Annotated in this window: 21 protein-coding genes; 15 read left to right on the top strand and 6 right to left on the bottom strand. The window is 72.0% G+C overall.

Annotation, left to right across the window (positions count from 1 at the left end):
• The first annotated feature begins 14 nt into the window (after positions 1-14).
• The 7 genes from RNL97_RS17335 (at position 15) to RNL97_RS17305 (ending at position 6,282) form a co-directional block, all read left to right on the top strand.
• Entirely contained in the window at positions 15-989 is a 975-nt protein-coding gene (locus RNL97_RS17335) for a TerC family protein (protein WP_030578917.1), read from the top strand.
• Positions 990-1,050: 61 nt separating this feature from the next.
• On the top strand, positions 1,051-1,251 hold the full coding sequence (locus RNL97_RS17330) for a hypothetical protein (protein ID WP_078651964.1): 201 nt from the start codon (positions 1,051-1,053) through the stop codon (positions 1,249-1,251).
• A 123-nt stretch (positions 1,252-1,374) separates the two neighbouring features.
• Entirely contained in the window at positions 1,375-2,178 is an 804-nt protein-coding gene (locus RNL97_RS17325) for a VOC family protein (RefSeq protein ID WP_030578919.1), read from the top strand.
• Positions 2,179-2,385: 207 nt separating this feature from the next.
• Positions 2,386-2,781, top strand: a complete 396-nt coding sequence (locus RNL97_RS17320; protein WP_030578922.1) for a TOBE domain-containing protein — start codon at positions 2,386-2,388, stop codon at positions 2,779-2,781.
• A 134-nt stretch (positions 2,782-2,915) separates the two neighbouring features.
• A complete protein-coding gene (gene modA / locus RNL97_RS17315; protein ID WP_030578926.1) occupies positions 2,916-3,722 on the top strand; it encodes a molybdate ABC transporter substrate-binding protein in 807 nt (268 codons plus the stop codon).
• A gap of 121 nt (positions 3,723-3,843) precedes the next feature.
• On the top strand, positions 3,844-5,805 hold the full coding sequence (locus RNL97_RS17310; protein WP_030578929.1) for an ABC transporter permease: 1,962 nt from the start codon (positions 3,844-3,846) through the stop codon (positions 5,803-5,805).
• A gap of 111 nt (positions 5,806-5,916) precedes the next feature.
• Positions 5,917-6,282, top strand: coding sequence for a PH domain-containing protein (locus tag RNL97_RS17305; RefSeq protein ID WP_010063099.1), 366 nt, complete (start codon positions 5,917-5,919; stop codon positions 6,280-6,282).
• A 33-nt stretch (positions 6,283-6,315) separates the two neighbouring features.
• Here the strand turns inward: RNL97_RS17305 and RNL97_RS17300 are convergent, their stop codons facing one another.
• Positions 6,316-7,086, bottom strand: a complete 771-nt coding sequence (locus RNL97_RS17300) for a peptidoglycan recognition protein family protein (protein WP_030578933.1) — start codon at positions 7,084-7,086, stop codon at positions 6,316-6,318.
• 193 nt (positions 7,087-7,279) lie between these two features.
• Between RNL97_RS17300 and RNL97_RS17295 the strand changes: the two genes are divergently transcribed.
• The 3 genes from RNL97_RS17295 to RNL97_RS17285 all read left to right on the top strand — a co-directional run bounded on the left by RNL97_RS17295 (position 7,280) and on the right by RNL97_RS17285 (position 10,484).
• A complete protein-coding gene (locus RNL97_RS17295; protein ID WP_313750918.1) occupies positions 7,280-8,782 on the top strand; it encodes an APC family permease in 1,503 nt (500 codons plus the stop codon).
• A 1-nt stretch (position 8,783) separates the two neighbouring features.
• Positions 8,784-9,224 carry a universal stress protein gene (locus tag RNL97_RS17290; RefSeq protein ID WP_030578939.1) on the top strand — a complete coding sequence of 147 codons (441 nt, stop codon included), beginning with the start codon at positions 8,784-8,786 and terminating at the stop codon, positions 9,222-9,224.
• 171 nt (positions 9,225-9,395) lie between these two features.
• Positions 9,396-10,484, top strand: coding sequence for an acyltransferase family protein (locus tag RNL97_RS17285; protein ID WP_313750917.1), 1,089 nt, complete (start codon positions 9,396-9,398; stop codon positions 10,482-10,484).
• A gap of 34 nt (positions 10,485-10,518) precedes the next feature.
• Here the strand turns inward: RNL97_RS17285 and RNL97_RS17280 are convergent, their stop codons facing one another.
• The 4 genes from RNL97_RS17280 to RNL97_RS17265 all read right to left on the bottom strand — a co-directional run bounded on the left by RNL97_RS17280 (position 10,519) and on the right by RNL97_RS17265 (position 13,462).
• Positions 10,519-10,728, bottom strand: coding sequence for a hypothetical protein (locus tag RNL97_RS17280; RefSeq protein ID WP_030578945.1), 210 nt, complete (start codon positions 10,726-10,728; stop codon positions 10,519-10,521).
• A gap of 103 nt (positions 10,729-10,831) precedes the next feature.
• The gene (locus RNL97_RS17275; RefSeq protein WP_030578948.1) at positions 10,832-12,400 is read right to left on the bottom strand and encodes a DEAD/DEAH box helicase; all 1,569 of its coding nucleotides are present in this window, start codon (positions 12,398-12,400) and stop codon (positions 10,832-10,834) included.
• A gap of 244 nt (positions 12,401-12,644) precedes the next feature.
• Positions 12,645-12,848: a cold-shock protein gene (locus RNL97_RS17270; protein ID WP_006126182.1), complete on the bottom strand. Its 204-nt coding sequence runs from the start codon at positions 12,846-12,848 to the stop codon at positions 12,645-12,647.
• 290 nt (positions 12,849-13,138) lie between these two features.
• Complete coding sequence (locus tag RNL97_RS17265) at positions 13,139-13,462, bottom strand: MerR family transcriptional regulator (RefSeq protein ID WP_030578952.1); 324 nt, start codon at positions 13,460-13,462, stop codon at positions 13,139-13,141.
• A 411-nt stretch (positions 13,463-13,873) separates the two neighbouring features.
• Between RNL97_RS17265 and RNL97_RS17260 the strand changes: the two genes are divergently transcribed.
• Genes RNL97_RS17260 through RNL97_RS17245 form a run of 4 tightly spaced genes read left to right on the top strand, consistent with a single transcriptional unit; the run spans position 13,874 to position 17,014 of the window.
• On the top strand, positions 13,874-14,431 hold the full coding sequence (locus RNL97_RS17260) for a hypothetical protein (protein WP_387971353.1): 558 nt from the start codon (positions 13,874-13,876) through the stop codon (positions 14,429-14,431).
• A gap of 39 nt (positions 14,432-14,470) precedes the next feature.
• Positions 14,471-15,058 carry a hypothetical protein gene (locus tag RNL97_RS17255; protein WP_030578954.1) on the top strand — a complete coding sequence of 196 codons (588 nt, stop codon included), beginning with the start codon at positions 14,471-14,473 and terminating at the stop codon, positions 15,056-15,058.
• Positions 15,059-15,104: 46 nt separating this feature from the next.
• On the top strand, positions 15,105-16,391 hold the full coding sequence (locus tag RNL97_RS17250; protein ID WP_030578957.1) for an MAB_1171c family putative transporter: 1,287 nt from the start codon (positions 15,105-15,107) through the stop codon (positions 16,389-16,391).
• Positions 16,388-17,014 carry a phosphatase PAP2 family protein gene (locus RNL97_RS17245; protein WP_030578959.1) on the top strand — a complete coding sequence of 209 codons (627 nt, stop codon included), beginning with the start codon at positions 16,388-16,390 and terminating at the stop codon, positions 17,012-17,014. Before RNL97_RS17250 ends, RNL97_RS17245 begins: the two co-directional genes overlap by 4 nt.
• A gap of 40 nt (positions 17,015-17,054) precedes the next feature.
• Here RNL97_RS17245 and RNL97_RS17240 read toward each other — a convergent pair whose 3' ends face one another.
• Positions 17,055-18,425 carry a ParB/Srx family N-terminal domain-containing protein gene (locus RNL97_RS17240; protein ID WP_243314482.1) on the bottom strand — a complete coding sequence of 457 codons (1,371 nt, stop codon included), beginning with the start codon at positions 18,423-18,425 and terminating at the stop codon, positions 17,055-17,057.
• Between the two features lie 204 nt (positions 18,426-18,629).
• On the opposite strand from RNL97_RS17240, the gene RNL97_RS17235 reads away from it, so the two are divergent.
• Positions 18,630-18,878, top strand: coding sequence for a hypothetical protein (locus RNL97_RS17235; RefSeq protein WP_030578965.1), 249 nt, complete (start codon positions 18,630-18,632; stop codon positions 18,876-18,878).
• Positions 18,879-19,205: the final 327 nt, after the last annotated feature.

Below are 19,205 nucleotides of genomic sequence, written 5' to 3'. Positions count from 1 at the left end.
GGGAGGTCTCCGGCGTGGACGTACCGGTGTGGCTGTGGATCGTGTTCGCCGTGACCGTCGTCGTCTCCCTGACCGTCGACCTCCTGGCGCACCGCAAGGCGCATGTCATCGGCTTCAAGGAGGCCGGGCTGTGGAGCGCCCTGTGGGTGGGTCTCGCGCTGGTCTTCGGCGGGGTCGTCTTCCTGACCCTCGGGACGACCGCCGGAACGGAGTACACGACCGCGTGGCTGCTGGAGAAGAGCCTGTCGGTCGACAACCTCTTCGTCTTCGCGCTGATCTTCGCGTATTTCAAGGTGCCCCGGGAGTATCAGCACCGGGTGCTCTTCTTCGGCGTCATCGGCGCCCTGGTGTTCCGAGCGGTTTTCCTGACCCTCGGCGTCGCAGTGGTCAACCGCTTCACCTTCGTCCTGTTCCTCTTCGCCGCGATCCTTTTCTACAGCAGCTACAAAATCCTCAGCGGCCAGGAGGAGAATTTCGACCCGGGCAAGAGCTTCGCCGTGCGGCTGCTGCGGAAGATCATGCCGGTCCAGGACGACTATTCCGGCACGCACTTCGTCGTCCACAAGGAGGGGCGCCGGGTCGCCACGCCGCTGCTCGCGGTGGTCGCCGCGATCGAGGCGGCCGACCTCATCTTCGCGGTCGACAGCGTGCCCGCGGTGCTCGCGGTCAGCGACGACCTGTTCATCGTCTACACCAGCAACGCCTTCGCGATCCTGGGGCTGCGGGCCCTGTACTTCCTGCTGGCGGGGCTGCTGGACCGGTTCCACTACCTGAGCCACGGCCTGGCGGTCATCCTCGCCTTCATCGCGGTCAAGCTCATCCTCCAGGCGTCCCACAAGATGATCAGCACCTCGATCCCGGAGATCCCGTCGCCGGTGAGCCTCGCGGTGATCATCGTCATCCTGGCGGTGTCGGTGACCCTGAGCATGCGCCGCCCACCGCAGAACGAGAGCGGTACGGGCGCCTCCGACACCGATGCGAACACGTAGGCCGGAGGCAAAGCAAAGGGAAAGACTTTCCCAAATCCTCCGCCGGGCCTATCGTGAGTAAATGGACAGCGAAAAGCGTGACCTCCACCAGCGGGCCGCTTTCATGTGCCCCGCCTGCAAACAGTCCGTCCCCTCCGAGATCCACCGCCACAAGTCCCTCGGAATCTTCGTCCCGGTATGGCGCGCGGGCCCCTGCGAGAACCCCGACTGCCCGGAATACGCCCCCCGGGAGCAGCACTCCGGGCACCGCTCACACTCCTGAGGCCCCCCGGCCGGGGGCCGGCCCCCGCCCGACGCGCGGACCGGCCCCCGGCTGACTAGCGTTGGCCGTGACGGGTGGGGGCCGAAGGCAGGACTCGGGGACTCAGGGAAGGACCGGCGCGCCATGGCTGTACAACCCGAGGGCACCCCGTGCTGGGCGGACGCCATGTTCGCCGATGTCGAGGGCGCGAAGAGCTTCTACGCGGACGTGCTCGGCTGGACGTTCGGCGAGAGCCAGGCGGAGTTCGGCTACTACACCACGGCCTACGCGGACGGCAAGGCGGCCGCCGCCGTCTCCCCGCCCATGCCGGGCGAGGAGGGAAACCCCTCGTCCTGGTGTCTCTACCTCGCCTCGCAGGACACCGCGGCGACCGTCGCGAAGGTCCGCGGGAACGGCGGCGAGGTGCTGGTGGAGCCGATGGAGGTCGGCACGTTCGGCACGATGGCGCTGGCCCGGGATCCCGGCGGCGCCGTGTTCGGCATCTGGCAGGCGAACACCCACGAAGGATTCGAGACGGAGATGGGTGCGCCCGGCGGGTACTGCTGGGGTGAGGACTTCACGCGGGACGCGAAGGCGGTGGACGCGTTCTACCCGGGGGTCTTCCCGTACACGGAACAGAAGATGGACGAGGCGACGATGGACTTCGCCGTCTTCGAGGTCCAGGGGCGGCCGGTGCTCGGCCGGATGGTGATGGGCAAGGACTTCCCGCCCGATCTGCCCTCGTTCCTGAACGTGTACTTCTCCGTGCCGGACTGCGACGCGGCGGTGGCCAAGGCGACCGAGCGCGGCGCGGTGCTGCAGTTCGGGCCGATGGACAGCCCGTTCGGCCGGTTCGCGGCGATCACCGACCCGCAGGGCGCCGCGTTCTCCGTGATCGACGTGACCACCACCGAGGGCGAGATGCCGGGGATGACTCCGGTGACCTGAACCGATCCGGGCCGTCAGCCGCCGACGGGCCGCGGCCGGGAAACCGGCGCGGCCCGTTCGCCTGTCCGCCGCGCACCCCTCCGGGGTTTCTGGGCGTCACTCCGGGGCTCCATGGCGTCCGTAGATTCCTCCGACGCCCCCGCATCTGCGATGGAACATCATCCAGAGGTTCGCACCTGCCACCCCAGTGGGCCTAGCCTGTCGCACATGCAGTCCTACACAATCGGCCAGGCAGCACGACTTCTCGGGGTCAGCCCCGACACCGCCCGCCGCTGGGCGGACGCCGGCCGGGTCACGACCCATCGCGACGAGGCCGGCCGCCGTCTCATCGACGGCCGCGCGCTGGCCGCCTTCTCGATCGAGGTCGCCCGGAGCGCGGGCGGCGAGGAGGAGGTCCCCTACACCTCGGCCCGCAACGCGTTCCCGGGCATCGTCACCGCGGTGAAACTCGGCGACGTCGCGGCCCAGGTCGAGATCCAGGCCGGACCGCACCGGCTCGTCTCGCTCCTGACCCGGGAAGCGGTGGAGGAGCTGGGCCTGGAGGTCGGCATGGAGGCGACCGCCCGCGTGAAGTCGACCAGCGTGCACATCGACCGCACCTGAGCTCGGCCCGGGACAGAGCGACGACGGTCCGCCACCACGCGACCGCCGCTGCCCGTCCCGTCCTTCGGTACCGCACCCGCGCGTACGCCCGCGTCCCGCGCCTCACGCCCACGCCTCCAAGGAGCCTCACCCTCATGACTCTCCTGCCCGCCCGCCGCCGCACGGCCGCCGCCGTCCTGTCCGCCGCGCTCCTCGTCCCGCTCGCAGCCTGCGGCAACGACGACTCCGGTGCGAAGGACAAGGCCGGCGGCTCGGGTACCGCGTCGGGCGCCCCACAGGCCGATCTGACCGTGCTGGCCGCGTCCTCCCTCACGGACGCCTTCAAGGAGGCGGGGGCCGCGTACGAGAAGGCGAACCCCGGCACGAGGGTGACGTTCTCCTTCGCGGGCTCCCAGGAACTGGCCGCCCAGGTCAACCAGGGCGCCCCCGCCGACGCCCTGGTCACCGCCGACACCAAGACGATGGACGGCCTCTCCGGCGAGACCGGCAAACCCACCGTCATCGCCAGGAACCGTCTGGTCATCGCCGTCGGCGAGGGCAACCCGGAGAAGGTCGAGAACCTGGGGGACCTCGCCGACCCGAAGCTGAAGGTCGTCGTGGCCGCCCCCGAGGTACCGGTGGGCCGCTACAGCCGGCAGATCCTCGACGCGCAGCAGATCGAGGTGGAGCCGGTCTCCCAGGAGCCCAACGTCCGCGCGGTCCTCAGCAAGGTCGAGCTGGGCGAGGCGGACGCCGGGCTCGTCTACAGGACCGACGCCGCGACCGCCACCGACAAGGTCGACGCGATCGGGATCCCGGACGCGGAGAACGCCATCGCCTCCTACCCGGCCGCCACACTGAAGACGTCGGAGCACAGCGAGGCGGCCGCCGCGTTCGTCGCCTGGCTCTCCACGCCCGAGGCGCAGAAGATCCTCCGGGGTGCGGGCTTCCAGCAGCCGTAACCGCGACCCCGCCCGACCGCTCTGGACGTTCCCGACAACCCCGCTCGTCCCGGCGGGGCCCGTACCGTCTCCTACGGGCCCGCCGGGCACCGTCCGCCCCCCGCCGCCCGACGAGGTCACCATGAGACGACCGGCACTCCGCCGTACGCCCGGGGCCCGCCCGCCCCTGCTGCTGACGGTGCCCGCCCTGCTGGCCGTGGCGTTCCTGATGCTGCCGCTCGCCGGGATCCTGGTCCGCACCTCCTGGGGGGAGCTGGGCGACCACCTCACCGCCGAGGCCACCACCGAGGCGCTGCGGCTCTCGCTGCTGGTCTCCCTGTGGGCGCTCGGGCTCTCCCTGCTGCTCGGGGTGCCGCTGGCCTGGCTGTTGGCCCGGGTGCCGTTCCCCGGCAAGGCGTTCGTCCGCTCGCTGGTGCTGCTGCCGATGGTGCTGCCGCCCACGGTCGGCGGTGTCGCCCTGCTGCTGGCGTTCGGGCGGCGCGGGCTGCTCGGCCCCTGGCTGGAGGAGACCTTCGGCGTCACGCTCCCCTTCCACACCTCGGGAGCGGTGCTCGCGGCGACGTTCGTCGCGATGCCGTTCCTGGTCATCTCGCTGGAGGGCGCGCTCGGCGGGCTCCGCCCCCGGTACGAGGAGACCGCCGCCTCGCTCGGGGCCTCCCCGATCCGGGTGTTCCTCACCGTGACGCTGCCGATGGTCGCCCCCGGGCTGATCGCCGGAGCGGCCCTGACCTGGGCGCGGGCGCTCGGCGAGTTCGGCGCGACCATCACCTTCGCCGGAAACCTCCCCGGTGCCACGCAGACCCTGCCGCTCCAGGTCTATCTGCTGCTCCAGGACTCGCCGGAGGCCGCCACCTCCGTGTCGCTGCTGCTCCTGGCCATCGCGATGGTCGTGCTCATCGCGCTGCGGGGCCGCTGGACCGGCACCCCGGGCGAGCAGCGGGACCCCGCGAGCCGGGCGGCGGCGGCCCGCCCCGACGACCCGGCCGCCCCGGTCCCGGACCCCCTCCCCGCGCCCTCCGCCGACCCGCTCGGCACGGCCCGGCCCGAGCCGTGGCCGCTGCACGCCGACGTCACCGGCTTCACCCGCCTCACCCTGGACGCCGGCCCCGGCACCACCATCGCGGTGGTCGGCCCCAACGGCGCGGGCAAGACGACGCTGCTGCGGGCCCTCCTCGGCCTCACCCCCCGCGCCCACGCGGAACTCCGCCTCGGCGACGACGACGTCACGGGCCTCCCCCCGCACCGCCGGGGCGTGGCCTGGGTCCCCCAGGACGGCGCCCTCTTCCCGCATCTGAGCGCCCTGGCCAACACGGCGTACGGGCTCCGCGCCCACGGCGTGCCGCGCGCCGAGGCCCGCCGCGAGGCCCAGGGCCGGCTGGACCGGCTCGGGGTGGGCCACCTCGCCCACCGCAAGCCCGCCCAGCTCTCCGGCGGCCAGGCCCAGCGGGTCGCCCTGGCCCGCGCGCTGGCGGCCCGCCCGCGCCTCCTGCTGCTGGACGAGCCCCTCGCCGCCCTCGACCAGACCACCCGGGCCCGGGTGCGGCACGCCCTGCGCGGGCACCTCGCGGAGTTCGGCGGGGTCTGTCTGATCGTCACCCACGACCCGGTCGAGGCGGTCTCGCTGGCCGACCGGGTCCTGGTGCTGGAGGACGGCCGGGCCCTTCAGGACGAGCCGCCCGCCGAGGTCGCCCGCCACCCGCGCTCCCCCTGGGTGGCGCGGATGCTGGGCCGCAACGCCTGGCCCGGCACCGCGACCGCCGACGGGCTCGCGCCGGAGGGCGGCGGCCATCTCGTGGTCGCCGAGCCCCTCCCGGCGGGCACGGACGCCCTCGCGGTCATCGCGCCCGAAGCCGTCTCCGTACACCGGGAGAGGCCCACCGGCTCCCCGCGGAACGTCTGGCCGGGCACGGTCCGCGAGATCACCTCGGGCGGCAGCCGGCTACGGCTGCTGATCACCTCGTCCGAGGCCCCGGACCTGGTCGCGGAGATCACCCCGGGGGCCGCGGCAGAGCTGGGCATCGCCGACGGGAGCGCCGTCTGGACCAGCGTGAAGGCGACGGAGGCGACGGTCGTACCGCTGTAGTGGGGATGTGCCGGCCGGGCCCGGGAACCGGAACACCCGCACGGACGTACTTCATACAAGTGCGTACGTACTTCTTACGCCTCCTGACGCACAACGGAGAAACGGGGCCCCATGGCACTGTTCGGCAACGCCCACACGATCAACCCGGCCACCGCCCAGCAGGACTACGCGAAGCTGCTCGGGCAGGGCGAGCAGGTGCACGCCGCGTTCCTGCTGATCCGCGACACGATCCTGTTCACCGACCGGCGGCTGATCCTCGTCGACAAGCAGGGCATCACCGGCAAGAAGACCGAGTACCACTCCGTGCCGTACCGCAGCATCACGCACTTCGCCGTCGAGACGGCCGGGACGTTCGACCTCGACGCCGAGCTGAAGATCTGGATATCGGGCACTCCGACCCCGCTCCAGAAGACGTTCACCAAGGGCGTCGACATCTACGAGGTGCAGGCGATACTCACGCAGTTCGTCGCCCGGTAGCCCCTCGCATCGCCCGGCTCGAAGGCAAGAGGCTCAGAGGGACGGGCGCAGCCGGGCCGCCGCCGAGTGGCCGGGGACGGCGGCGCGCAGCTTCGCGGCGCGCTCCCGCAGTTCGGGCAGCAGCGCGTAGAGCGCGTCGCCGGGGCAGCGGGTCTCGAAGCTGTCGCGGTGGCCGGAGATGACGTGCAGACGGGCCACCTGCCCCTCGTCGAAGCGGCTCTCGTCGTTCGTCGAGACCAGGTCGACGGTGCCCAGCGGGTCCGCCCCGGGCCGCAGCTTCCAGGCGGCGAGCCGCACCAGCGCGTCCGTCATCGGCTTCGGCACCTTCGCCCCCGCGCCGAAGTTCCCGATCGCCGCGATGCCGACCGTGTCGGCGTTGAACCCCTTGGTGTGGGCGCCGAGCACCGAGCGGCCGGCGCCGCCGGCCCGGCCCTCGTAGATGGTGCCGCAGCGGTCGACGAGGAAGTTGTAGCCGATGTCGTCCCAGCCGTCCTGCCGGATGTGGTCGCGCTGGACGGCCCGGATCAGCCGGGGGGCGTCCGCGCAGTCGTAGTCGTTGGGGTTGCCGGTGTGGTGGATGAACACCGCCCGGGCCGCCCCCGTGTAGTGCGGGCCCTCCCGGACCAGCTTCTCGTCCGCGTGCCAGTCCCGGCGGCTGACCATGGCCGGCTGCGGGAGCCCGCGCGGCGGGCGGGGTCCGGTGGCCAGCTCCGCCCCCGGCGCACGGAACGCCGGACCGTCCCCGAACACCAGGAGGGCCAGGGGCAGGACCAGGACGCCCAGGACGAGTCGGCGGGACCACATGGATTCCACCCTGCGCCCTGGCCTCCTGGTTCGCAGAGGAGCGGGCCGATCGGGTGACGTGGCACCGGGCCTCCGCGAGCTCGTCCCGCAGCCCGGGCGTTCCGTCCGGAATGCGGGTTCCGCCAGGTCTTCTTACGATGAGATCCGGATCATCGCCCGCTCCCGGCGGGGGTGCCCGGCGGAGCGAGGAACCATGGCCCACGACCGTGTGCGGGACGAACCGGATGTCGGCCTCAAGCCGAATGCGATCGGGTTCGTCGACGCCCTCGTCATCGGTCTGAACGCGACCTCTCCGGCGTACTCGCTGGCCGCCGTCATCGGCCCGATCGTCGCCCTGGTGGGGATCTACGCCCCGGGCGTCATGTTCGCCTCGTTCGTGCCGATGCTGCTGATCGCCTCGGCGTTCTACTACCTGAACAAGGTCGACCAGGACTGCGGTACGACGTTCTCCTGGGTGACCCGGGCGATGGGCCCGTGGGCGGGTTGGCTCGGCGGCTGGGCGATCACGATGACCGGTGTCCTGGTGGTGGGCTCGCTGGCCGATGTGGCGGTGAGCTTCACGCTGCTGGCGTTGGGTCTGGACGGCTGGGTCGAGAACGACTTCGCGCGCCAGCTGCTCACCGTGCTGCTGATCATCGTGATGACCGGGCTCTGCGTCATCGGCACCGAGCTGTCGGCCAAGGTGCAGAACGTGCTGATCCTCCTCCAGATCGCGTTCCTGCTGGTCTTCGTCGGGGTGACGCTCTACCGGGTGTACGCGGGCACGACCGGCTTCGACTCGATCGAGCCGTCCGTCGGCTGGCTCGACCCCTTCGGCGCGGGCGGCGCCGCGCTGACCGGCGGGCTGCTGCTCGGCGTGTTCATCTACTGGGGCTGGGAGTCCGCGGTCAACCTCACCGAGGAGACCGAGGACTCGGCCAGCGCGCCCGGCAGGGCGGGCCTGTGGTCCACCGTCGTGCTCCTGGTGACCTACCTGTCGGTCGCCATCGCGGTCGTCGCCTTCGCCGGGACGGCGTTCCTGGCGGAGAACGCGGGCGAGGAGGAGTTCATCTTCGCCCAGCTCGCCGGGGACGTCCTGGGCGGGTGGGACTGGATCCTGCTGCTGGCGGTGGCCACCTCCGCGATCGCCTCCACCCAGACGACGATCATCCCGGCCTCCCGGACCGCCCTGTCCATGGCCCGCCGCCAGGCGCTGCCGCGGCACTTCGGCCACATCAGCCCCCGGTTCCGCACCCCGGACGTGAGTACGTGGTGGGTCGCCGGGATCGCCATCGCCTGGTATCTGGTCGTCAACCAGATCTCCGCCAACGCCCTCTTCGACTCCCTCACCGCGCTGTCCCTGCTGATCGCCTTCTACTACGCGCTCACCGGGGTGGCCTGCGCCGTCTACTACCGGCGCCATCTCACCGAGAACCTGCGCAACTTCCTGCTCATCGGGCTCGGACCGGTGGTCGGCGCCGGGCTGCTGACCTGGCTGCTGGTGCGCTCGGTCATCGACATGTCCGACCCGGCCAACTCCTACAGCGGCACCTCCTGGTTCGGGCTCGGCCCGCCGCTCGTCATCGGTATCGCGATCGCCCTGGCCGGCGTGTTCCTCATGGTGGTGTGGCGGCTGCGCGACGCGGTGTTCTGGCAGGAGCGGCCGGGGGTCGCGGACCCGGAGCTGGTGCACGCCCCGAGCCGAAAGGGGCCCTGAGATGTCGGTCGTCCTCGGTTACGACGAATCCCCCGGCGCCGCCCGCGCCCTGCGCATCGCCATCGAGGTGGCGGCCGCGTACGGGGAGGAGCTGGTGATGGTCTACGGGGCCGCCGCCCCGGGGCTGCGGGACGGCGCGGAGTACCGCAGCCACTACGACGCGATCCGGCAGGCCGGGCGCACCGGCCTGGAGCACGCGCTCGCGTCCGCCGAGGAGGCGGGCGTCCCGGCCTCGGTCGAGGTGCTGGACGAGAAGCCCGCACAGGCCCTGCTGGACGCCGCCGAACGGCACGGGGCCCGGGTCATCGTGGTCGGCACCTGGGGCGAGAGCCCGATGCGCGGGGCCCTGCTGGGCTCGACCCCGCACAAGCTGCTGCACATGTCGACGGTCCCGGTGCTGTGCGTACCGACGGAGGAGGACCCCGAGCGGTCGCAGCCGTAGGCGGCCGGTCGGCCGTGCCTCACCGAGCGGTACGGGCTGGTTCGCCACGCCCTCACCGAGCCGTACGGTCCCTGGACGCCGAGGGGGAGCGGAGCCGCCCGCGCGGACCGTCCGGAAGTGATGCACGACACAGCGGCTGGAGGGAGCGCCTCCGCGTTCTAGGGTGTCAGGATGCCTGCCCCTCTCACCTCCGAGCAGCCGCGCCCCACCGCCGCTGCCGCCGCTGCCCCGGAGACCGGAAAGCCGCCGGCCGACGGCCGGGACCACTTCTTCGACAACGCGAAGTACCTGGCGATCGTGCTGGTGGCGATCGGACACGCGTGGGAGCCGCTGCCCTCCGGCCGCCTCGTCGAGGCCGCGTACACCTTCATCTACACGTTCCACATGCCCGTGTTCATCCTCGTGGCGGGCTACTTCTCGCGGAACTTCGAGCTGCGGCCGGACCGGGTGTGGAAGCTGGTCACCAGCCTCCTGGTGCCCTACGTCCTCTTCGAGGTGGTCTACACGCTCTTCGAGCGGGCGACGCACCGGCCGGACTTCGCCCTCTCGCTGCTGTCGCCCTACTGGCTGCTGTGGTTCCTGCCCGCCCTGTTCCTCTGGCGGCTGTCCACCCCGGTCTGGCAGACCGTGCGCTTCCCGGTGCTGGTCTCCCTCGCGATCGCCGCCTTCGCGACGGTGTCACCGGCGGCCGACGGGTCCCTCCAGGTCCAGCGCATCCTGCAGTTCCTGCCGTTCTACGTACTGGGCATGCGGCTGCGCCCCGAACACTTCCAGATGCTGCGCTCCACCTGGGTGCGGATCGTCTCGGTGCCGGTGTTCGCCCTCGGGCTGCTCGCGGCGTACTGGCTGGTGCCCCGGACGTCCACCTCGTGGTTCTACCGCAAGAGCAGCACCGACCAGCTGGACATGGCCGAGTGGACCGGACCGACCGTCACCGTGCTGCTGTTCCTGGCCGCGCTCGTGCTGGGCGCCTGCTTCCTCGCGTGGGTGCCCAAGGGCAGGAGCTGGATGACCGCGCTCGGCACCTGCACGCTGTACGGGTACCTGCTCCACGGCTTCGTCGTCCGGGGCCTGAAGTACGGCGGCTTCTACGACGACCCGTTCTTCGACACCACGCTGGGCACGGTCGCCGTCACCCTGGGCGCGGTCGTCGTCATCACCCTGCTCTGCACGCCTCCGGTCCGGCGGCTGCTGCGCCCGCTGCTGGAGCCGCGCATGGCGTGGGCCCGGCAGAAGCCACCGGCCGCCCGGGCGTCCTGAGACGCCGCCGAACGGCCGGGTCGGAGGCGGGGGTTCAGTGATCCACGACGACGGTCCGGCCGAGCACCGCGACGTGCTCCAGGACGTCCTCCAGCGGATCGTCGATCTGGCCCGTCGTGATCAGGGCCACCTGCGGGCCGTTGTGGGAGCCGGTGTGCGTCTCGTCGGCTCGGGCGACGGTGACGGCGGCGGGCAGCGTGGACGCCACCACCGCCACGCCCAACACGGTCAGCTTCCTCATCATGGCGCCCATCCTGGGGGCGGCAGGGCCCCGGGTCGGGGACCGACGCCGACCCCGGCACGTTGTTACAGACAGTCACCTGACGGTGGCACCGGGGCCGTACGGGTCACGCCGCGCGGTTCTTGCGGCGCTGCACGGCAGCCGCCCGCTCCTCGGGCGTCGGCACTCCGGGGCGGCCGCGCCGGACCGGGGCCGCGCCGCCGCGCCGGGTACCACGGCCCATGAAGGCGCCGCCGCCACCGCGGCCGGAGCGCTCCTTGGGCGGGGCGGTGACGACGACCGGGACACCGGAGGGCGCCTGCGCACCGGTGATCCGGCTCAGCTCGGCCTCGCCGGAATGGACCTGGGCGATCTGCGGCCTGATCCCGGCGTCCGCCATCAGCCGGGTCATCTCCCGGCGCTGGTTCGGCAGCACCAGCGTGACGACGCTGCCGGACTCCCCGGCGCGGGCGGTCCGGCCACCGCGGTGCAGATAGTCCTTGTGGTCGGTCGGCGGGTCCACGTTGACGACCAGGTCGAGGTTGTCGACGTGGATGCCGCGCGCCGCGACGTTGGTGGCGACCAGCACCGTGACGTGCCCGGTCTTGAACCGCTCCAGGGTGCGGGTGCGCTGCGGCTGGGACTTGCCGCCGTGCAGCGCCGCCGCCCGGACCCCGCTCTGCAGCAGATGGTCGGTGAGCCTGTCCACGGCGTGCTTGGTGTCCAGGAACATGATCACGCGGCCGTCGCGGGCGGCGATCTCCGTCGTGGTGGCGTACTTGTCGGCGCCCTGGACGTACAGCACGTGGTGCTCCATCGTCGTGACCGCGCCGGCGGCCGGGTCGACGGAGTGCACGACCGGGTCCTTCAGGTACGTACGCACCAGCAGGTCGACGTTGCGGTCCAGCGTGGCCGAGAAGAGCATCCGCTGCCCGTCCGGGTTCACCTGGTCGAGCAGCTCGGTGACCTGCGGCATGAAGCCCATGTCGGCCATCTGGTCGGCCTCGTCGAGGACCGTGACGGTGACCCGGTCCAGCATGCAGTCGCGGCGCTCGATCAGGTCCTTGAGACGGCCCGGCGTGGCGACGACGACCTCGGCCCCACCGCGCAGCGCGCTCGCCTGCCGGCCGATGGACATGCCGCCGACCACGGTGGCGAGACGGAGCTTCAGCGACCGGGCGTACGGGGTGAGCGCGTCGGTGACCTGCTGGGCCAGTTCCCGGGTGGGGACGAGGACCAGGGCGAGCGGGCGCTTGGCGTCGGCGCGGCGGCCGGCCGTGCGGGCCAGCAGCGCGAGGCCGAAGGCGAGGGTCTTGCCGGAGCCGGTGCGGCCGCGGCCAAGGACGTCCCGGCCGGCCAGCGAGTTCGGCAGGGTCGCGCCCTGGATCGGGAAGGGCACGGTCACGCCCTCGGCGGCGAGCGCCGTCTTCAGCGGTGCGGGCATGTCCAGCTCACCGAAGGTCTCGACGGCGGGGAGCGCCGGGGTGACGGTCACCGGCAGGGCGAACTCGCCCTTGGCGCCGGAGGGGGAACGGCGGCTGTAGCCACCGGACCGCCCCGAGCCGCCGGACCGCTTGGGCCCGCCGCCGAAGCCCGCGGCCCGGCGCTCGCCGCCACCGCCGGAGTAGCGGGGGGCGCCGCCGGAACGGCTCCCGGAAAATCGGTCGTTCGAGCGGGGGGTGCGTTCGCGATTCATGCAGAACCTTTCCTCGATGGGCACGTATCGAGGGATTCTTTTTCGGGAAGCGACCGTGAACGGCACCCGGAATCGCAAGAACGAGCCGATGAAATGACAAAGGAAGACGGAGCCCGGCCGCCGGGAATCAGGTCACCGGGCGCGGCTCCGCCAAGGGCCGCGCGCAGCGGGCCCTGGAAACGACAACGAGCCGGGGCCCGCACCCCAAGGTGCGGGCCCCAGCTGCGCCGTGCTGCCTGACTGATCAGGCGGGGACGATGTTCTCGGCCTGCGGGCCCTTCTGGCCCTGCGTGACGTCGAAGCTCACCTTCTGGCCTTCCTGCAGCTCACGGAAGCCGCTGGAGGCGATGTTGCTGTAGTGGGCGAAGACGTCGGCGCCGCCGCCGTCCTGCTCGATGAAGCCGAAGCCCTTTTCCGAGTTGAACCACTTCACGGTGCCAGTAGCCATGTCATATCTCCTTTAAGGGCGCAGAGCCCGTGGGCCCGCACTGTGCGGACCCCACGTCGCCGCGATGATTACCCCGTCCGGAAGAAACAAGAACACCGGAAAGACAAAAGTGCGCCCGCCGACATCCGGTCGGCAGGAGCACTTGAAGTTTTTTGGGAACCACAACTGCAACTGAGATCAAGACTAGCACGATGCTCGGGAAGAGGCAGTGCTGAAATCGCCGGCAGGACCGGACTGCAAAAAGCTTCATCGCGCATTGCGCGAAATTCTGTGCTGTCGAATGCAGATATTCAACCGGCGCGGCCGCGCAGCTCCTCGTTGAGGCGCAGCGCCTCCTCCAGCTGGTCCTCCAGGATGACGATGCGGCAGGCGGCCTCGACGGGCGTGCCGCCGTCGACCAGCTCGCGGGCGCGGGCGGCGATGCGCAACTGGTAGCGGGAGTAGCGGCGGTGTCCGCCCTCGGACCGCAGCGGGGTGATCAGGCGGGCCTCGCCGATCGCCCGGAGGAACCCCGGCGTCGCACCGATCATCTCCGCGGCTCGCCCCATCGTGTAGGCGGGGTAGTCGTCGTCGTCGAGCCGGCCGGCGGCGTGCGAGGGGGTCTCCGGGGGCATCTGCACCTCTTCCGTCACGCGCGCCCGGAGGAGCCGGGCGCCGTACGCCTGCGGGGTGCACCTCTGCTGCGTACCACTGTTTCCCGTGACTGCACAAGAAACCCTAATCGCCCCGCGAGGGCATGTCTATCGCGACCGGAACAGATTCAGGTGGCCGCGCAGGGCAGCGCAGATCTGCCCTCACGGCCCTTCCGCGGATCACTGACCGACCGGTCAGTTGTCGTCGGGAGTACCGCGGGGCCATAATGCACGCGTAGCCCTTCACGCATCCCCCGTCGTGAAGGGCTACACCCCTGTCCGGAGCCCGGAGCTTGCTCCGGGCGCGGCGGGGCACAGGGTCATTCACGGGCAAGGGACTCCCCTCGTGGCCCCCTGCCCGTGTTTTTTCGAGTTAACAGTGACGTAGAGTGTTTGCGCAAGCTCAGTTCCGACTCCGAGATGATCGTGGAGGCCCGGATGGCCATGGACGACGGCGACGAACGCGGTCCGGAGGCCGTCGACGCCCCCGGCCCGGGTGAGCTGCCCCGCCTCGACTCGCTGCGGGAAAAAGTCGAGTACATGGTCGAGAAGACCTTCCCCGGCCAGAAGATCTCGGGCCGGGTCTTCGCCGAGCTGGTCCGCGACCGCGGCGGCTCGCTGTCGCACAGCTACTTCTCCAACATCCTGGCCGGCAAGGTCACCCAGCCCTCCGAGGACATCCTCAAGGCCCTCGGGCTGGGGTTCGGCGTGGACTGGCGCTTCTTCAAGGAGGAGTCCGAGGTCGTCGACGACGTCGTCGCCGGGCTCCAGTTCCTGGCCAAGCGGCGCACCGGGGAGATCAGCGGCCTGGCCGGCCGGGGTCTGGACGACGACGGGCTCCCGCCGGAACTGCTGCGGTTCGCCCTGTCCCTGCTGGAGGACGCCGCTCGGGAGAAGGACGGCCCCGGGAGCGGGGGAACGGGCGGAGCGGCGGGAGAGATTCCGCGGTGAAGCACCCTCCCCCGGGCCCGGCAGCGTAGCGTCTTCGTCATGTCCCTGCGGAAACTGCGGAAAGAGTGCGAGGCCGGGCTCGCCGACCTGCCCATCCCGGTTCCCTTCACGCTGGACGGACTCGTCGCGAACATGGAGGAGGCCAGCGGGCGCACGATCCGGCTGCACGAGATGCCGGACCGTCTCGCCCGCGTCAACGCCGCCTGCGGGCTGCGCCTGAAGGCGGGCTCCATCAGCCTCGTCCTCTACCGCCGCAGGCCCACCGCGTACCAGACCCAGCACGTGATCCTGCACGAGCTGTGCCACGAGTGGTTCGACCACGGCACGACGCTCGACGCGGAGCAACTGCGCACACTCCTGCCGGTCTTCGACACCTCGCTGATCGCCCGGACGATCTCCCCGGCCGCCGCCGAGTCCTTCGCCTCCGGCGGCGGCACCGTCCAGGCCCGGTCCCAGTACGACACCCATGACGAACGCATGGCCGAATTCGGTGCCTCCCTGATCCCCCGGATGGCGCGGGACCTCACCACCGATGACATGGTGGGGCGGCTGGACAACTCCCTGTCCCGCCCGGTGGCCCACCGGAGGCGCGGCCTCTTCCCCGGAAGACGGTCCGGCGACACCTGACACGTGCCACCGGCCTCCGCCCCCGACCCCGAGGACGAACACCGCCGTGACCCCCCTCGATCTCGCCGGCTACCTCATAGCGGGCCTGATGACGGCCGTTGCCCTGTGGCGTATGCCCGCTGCCCTGTGGGGCGACGAGGAGGACCGCCGACGCCGGGCCCTGTGGGGCTGCTACGCCGGATTCGCCATCGCCCTGTGGACGAAGACCGAGGCGGTCCGCATCGGCCTCAACAACAGCGCCGTCACCGACCTCGCCGTCCTCATCAAGCACTACACCGCCACGGTGGCAATTCTGGCCATCCTCAGCTACATCGTGGCCATCTACGGCAGCTACCCCGAAGAGGGCGCGGTCCCCCGCCACGTACGGTTCGCGCGGCTCGTCCAGAAGCTGGCGGCCAAGGCCTCCGTCGCCACGCTGATCCTGCTGACCGTCCTGTTCTTCACCGTCGTCGACCGCTCCGAGCCCTCGGACCGCTTCGTCTCCGACCACGCCGGGGAGTGGGGCGCCACGCTCTACATGAGCGTCTTCTACCTCTACCTCGGGGCCGCCTCCGCCGTCTGCGCCTTCCAGTGGGCGCTGGCCACCCTCGACGCCCGCCGCCGCCATCTGCGCATCGGGCTCGGCATGATGACGTTCGCGATGTTCATCGGCGTCGGCTACACCGTCAGCCGCACGCTCTTCCTGTGGATCAGCGTGGTCGACGAGCCGACCGAGGCGTTCGCCCTGCGCTTCGACCAGATCACCGAGGCCGCGCAACTGGTGCTGTTCGCCTTCTTCGCCCTCGGCGCGTCCATCCCCGCCTTCGCGGCCGGCGCCCGCCGGGCCAGGCTGTGGCGGGCCCAGGTGAAACTGCACGCCCTCTGGCACGAGTTGATGACCGCGTTCCCGGAGCAGCCGTTCGACCCGCCCGCCTCCCTGCCCCGCGAGCTGACCCGGTTCAACGTCCCGGCCGACCTGCGGGTGGACCGCTGGGCCGCCGACATCGCGGACGCCGCCGAGAAGCTCCGCCATTACGTGCCCGACGGGCTGCTCGACGCCGCCGGACGGGCCGCCGCCCGCGACACGGACGATCCGCGCCGCGCCGCGCCCCTCACCGACGCCTACTGGATCCGGGCCGCCCTGCTCGCGAAGGAGTCCGGCGCGCCCGCCGGGGGCGCCGCGACGGTCGCCTCTCAGCACGCCGCGGACCAGGACGGCGAGGTGGCCCGGCTGGTCCGGGTCGCCGCCGCGTACCGGACGGTCGACGAGGAGCGCGCCCGCGCCGTCCTGGCCGCCGCGTCGGCCGAACCCGCCCGCACGACCACCACCCGCACGACGGAGACGAGCGCATGACCGGCGGCACGGCCACCACGAACGGCGGGAAAACCCCCGCCGCCCCCGCCCGCACGGCCTTTGCGGCGCGCACCGTCACCGACGTCCTCCAGCCGCGCAACGTCCTGCTGGCGGGCATGCTCGGGATCGGCCTCGCGGCGGCGGGCGGCGACTGGACCGGGCTGCTCTGGGGCTTCCTCGGGGCGCTCTGCGCCGGGCTGATCCCGGCCGGGTACATCGAGTGGGAGCGCGGACGCGGCACCTGGGGCGACCGCCACGTGGTGGACCGTACGAAACGGGCGCCGATCTTCTTCGTGATCCTGGGCTCGATCGGTGCCGGCTCGGTGGTGATGGTGCTGGGGAACGCGCCGACCGGGATCCTCGTCGCGATGCTCGCGCTGTGGGTGATGACGATCGGTCTGCTGGCCGTCAACACGGTGTGGAAGATCTCGGTCGACTCGGCGGTGGCCTCGGCGGCCGTCTCGCTCCTCGCCGTCGTGCACTCCCCCTGGTGGATCGCCGCGTACGCGCTGACCGCGGCGGTCTGCTGGTCCCGGGTCGCCCTCGGCTACCACACCGTCGCCCAGACGCTGGCGGGCGCGGGCCTGGGGGCGGCGACGACGGTGGCGTACGCGTTCGTCTGAGAGCGCGGGCGGCCAGGGCCGGGCGGAGGGCTGCCGCTGCTCAGCGTGCGGCGTTGCCCGTGAGCACGACGGGTCCCGCGATGGTGTTCGCGGTGCAGCCCGGGCCCCCGATCCGTACCGGGCCGGAGCTGCGGCTCACCACGACGGGCCCGGCGACGCGCGAACCGCACAGGTGGACCGCGGTCGCCCGGTCGGCCTGGAGCGGGCCTTCCACCGTGGAGCCGGTGACCACGAGGGCCGCCCCCGGGCGGACGACGACGGGGCCGCGCTGAGCGGCCCGCTCCAGGCAGGTGACGCCGCCGGTCACGACCAGGGGCCCGTCGCGGGGCCCGGTGACCGTGGTGGTGCAGGCGGGCAGGGGCAGGACGCGGGCCTTGTACTCCAGGGCCTCGGCGAGCTTGCCCGGCTTGGGGTCGCTCAGCGGTCTGGCCAGCTTGGCGAACTCCCCGCCCGTCTCCTTCTTCCCGCCGTTCCACTCGTCGATCCGGCCGAGTTGGGCGGCGGTCTTCCCGTCGTCGACGACCGCGTCGGGGGCGAGCGCCGCCATCGACTTCGAGGCGCGCTTCACCAGGTCCAGGTAGGGGCCCGGGGCGGTCAGGTCGTACGCGGCCGTGTCGTGCTCGCCGCGCAGCCAGGCCCCCCAGGAGAACTCCAGGAACTCCGTCGCCCCGTCGGGGACTTCGTAACCGATGTCCCGGGTGAAGTAGACGAGGCTGCGGTAGGGGTCGTCGCGGAAGTGCGTGATGCCGAGCCGGTCCGGAAGCTGTTCCACGCCGAGCGGCCGGTTGTTCCCGTCGCGCAGCCACACCTTCTTCTCGGCGGTCATCCGCTGCCAGAAGGCCGCCGGGGACAGCGCGCTGAAGTTGTCGGTGACGCGGAGCCGGACATGCATCCGGGGGGAGCCGTCGGGCCCCTCCAGGAAGGACGTCAGCGTGTGGTGCCCGTCGGTGAGGTACAGCTTGCCGCCGGGCCCGATCACGGCCGTCTTCATCGGCGCGATCGTCTCGGCAGTCTCCTGCCCGACCGGCACGGTGCAGGAGAAGCTCGAAGGGTCGTCCAACCGGGCGCCGGGACCGGCCGAGGCCGCCTCCTCCTGGCCGTTGGTCTCGCACCAGTCGTCGAAGCGCTTGTTGACGTCGCCCGCCGCCTCGTCGCGGCCGCCGCCGTACCGGCCGAGCTTGTAGAAGACCTGGTCGAAGCCGAGTACCGCCTGGGTGGGGTGCAGTTCGCCGAGCGTGACGTCGATCAGGTCCCCCGGCTGCGCGCAGGTCCGCGGCAGCGGCCCGTCCCCGGCGCACGGGTCCGCTGCCGCCGCCCCGGTGCCCGCCCCGGCCACCACCGTGCCCGCAGCCAGCACCCCGGCCACCAGCAGCGCTCCGCGCCTCGGCAGCCGTGCCCTCGATCTGTTCATGGACATCCCCTCCGCGAAATGGTCTTCCCCCCGGGGACCATCGCAAGGCCCGACGACCCCCGCACGGACGTGACGTGAACGAGGGATGGCGCCGGGGTGCCGCGAGGGGCCTCCCGCGTTTGCGGGGGCGGCGGAGACCCGGTTACGTGGACGGGGAGGGCGGGTCCGCGAACGGGCGGGCCCCGCCGACTGGAGGTGTCCCCGATGGCGAAGAAACGGTCCGCGACGCCCGCCCGGGGCCTGCGCGGCAGCAAGACCGGGCTCGTCATGAGCCTGGGCAGCAGCGCGCTCGCGGTCGTCAGGGCGTCCAAGCAGGTCCGCCGGGCCAAGGGCACGCACGACAAGCTGAACACCGCCGACGCGGTGGCGGGGATCCTGCCGCTGATCACGTCGGCCGCCCTCGTCCTGCGGCAGTTGCGCAGCCGGAAGCGGGAGAACCCGCAAGCGGCCTGAGCGCGCCCTCTCCGGCCCCGCCCGAAGGGCCGGAAACCGCCCCGCTTCCGCGCCTGGACCACCGCCCCGGCCGCACGGCCCTCGCGGCGGCCGGGGACGGCGGGCTCCAGGGCCTCGCGGTGCTGCGGGCCTGCCGCGCCGCGTCCCGGGATCGGCCCCCTGTACGCCGACTCGCCCGCCGTGGCGGCGGCCCCGGTCAGCGCGGTCGCGGCCACCCGCACGGGACCGCCCGGTCGCCGTCGACGTACCCGAGGTCAATCCGGTGGCGCGCGGCCGGCCGGAAAACTGGGCCTGGCCCCGTCGTTCGACACGGCGCGGATGTACCGC

Source organism: Streptomyces parvus (assembly GCF_032121415.1).
In the GTDB taxonomy this organism is placed as follows: domain Bacteria; phylum Actinomycetota; class Actinomycetes; order Streptomycetales; family Streptomycetaceae; genus Streptomyces; species Streptomyces globisporus_A.
The sequence above is the reverse complement of the archived record's forward strand: the minus strand, read 5'-3'. Positions and strand labels throughout refer to the sequence as shown.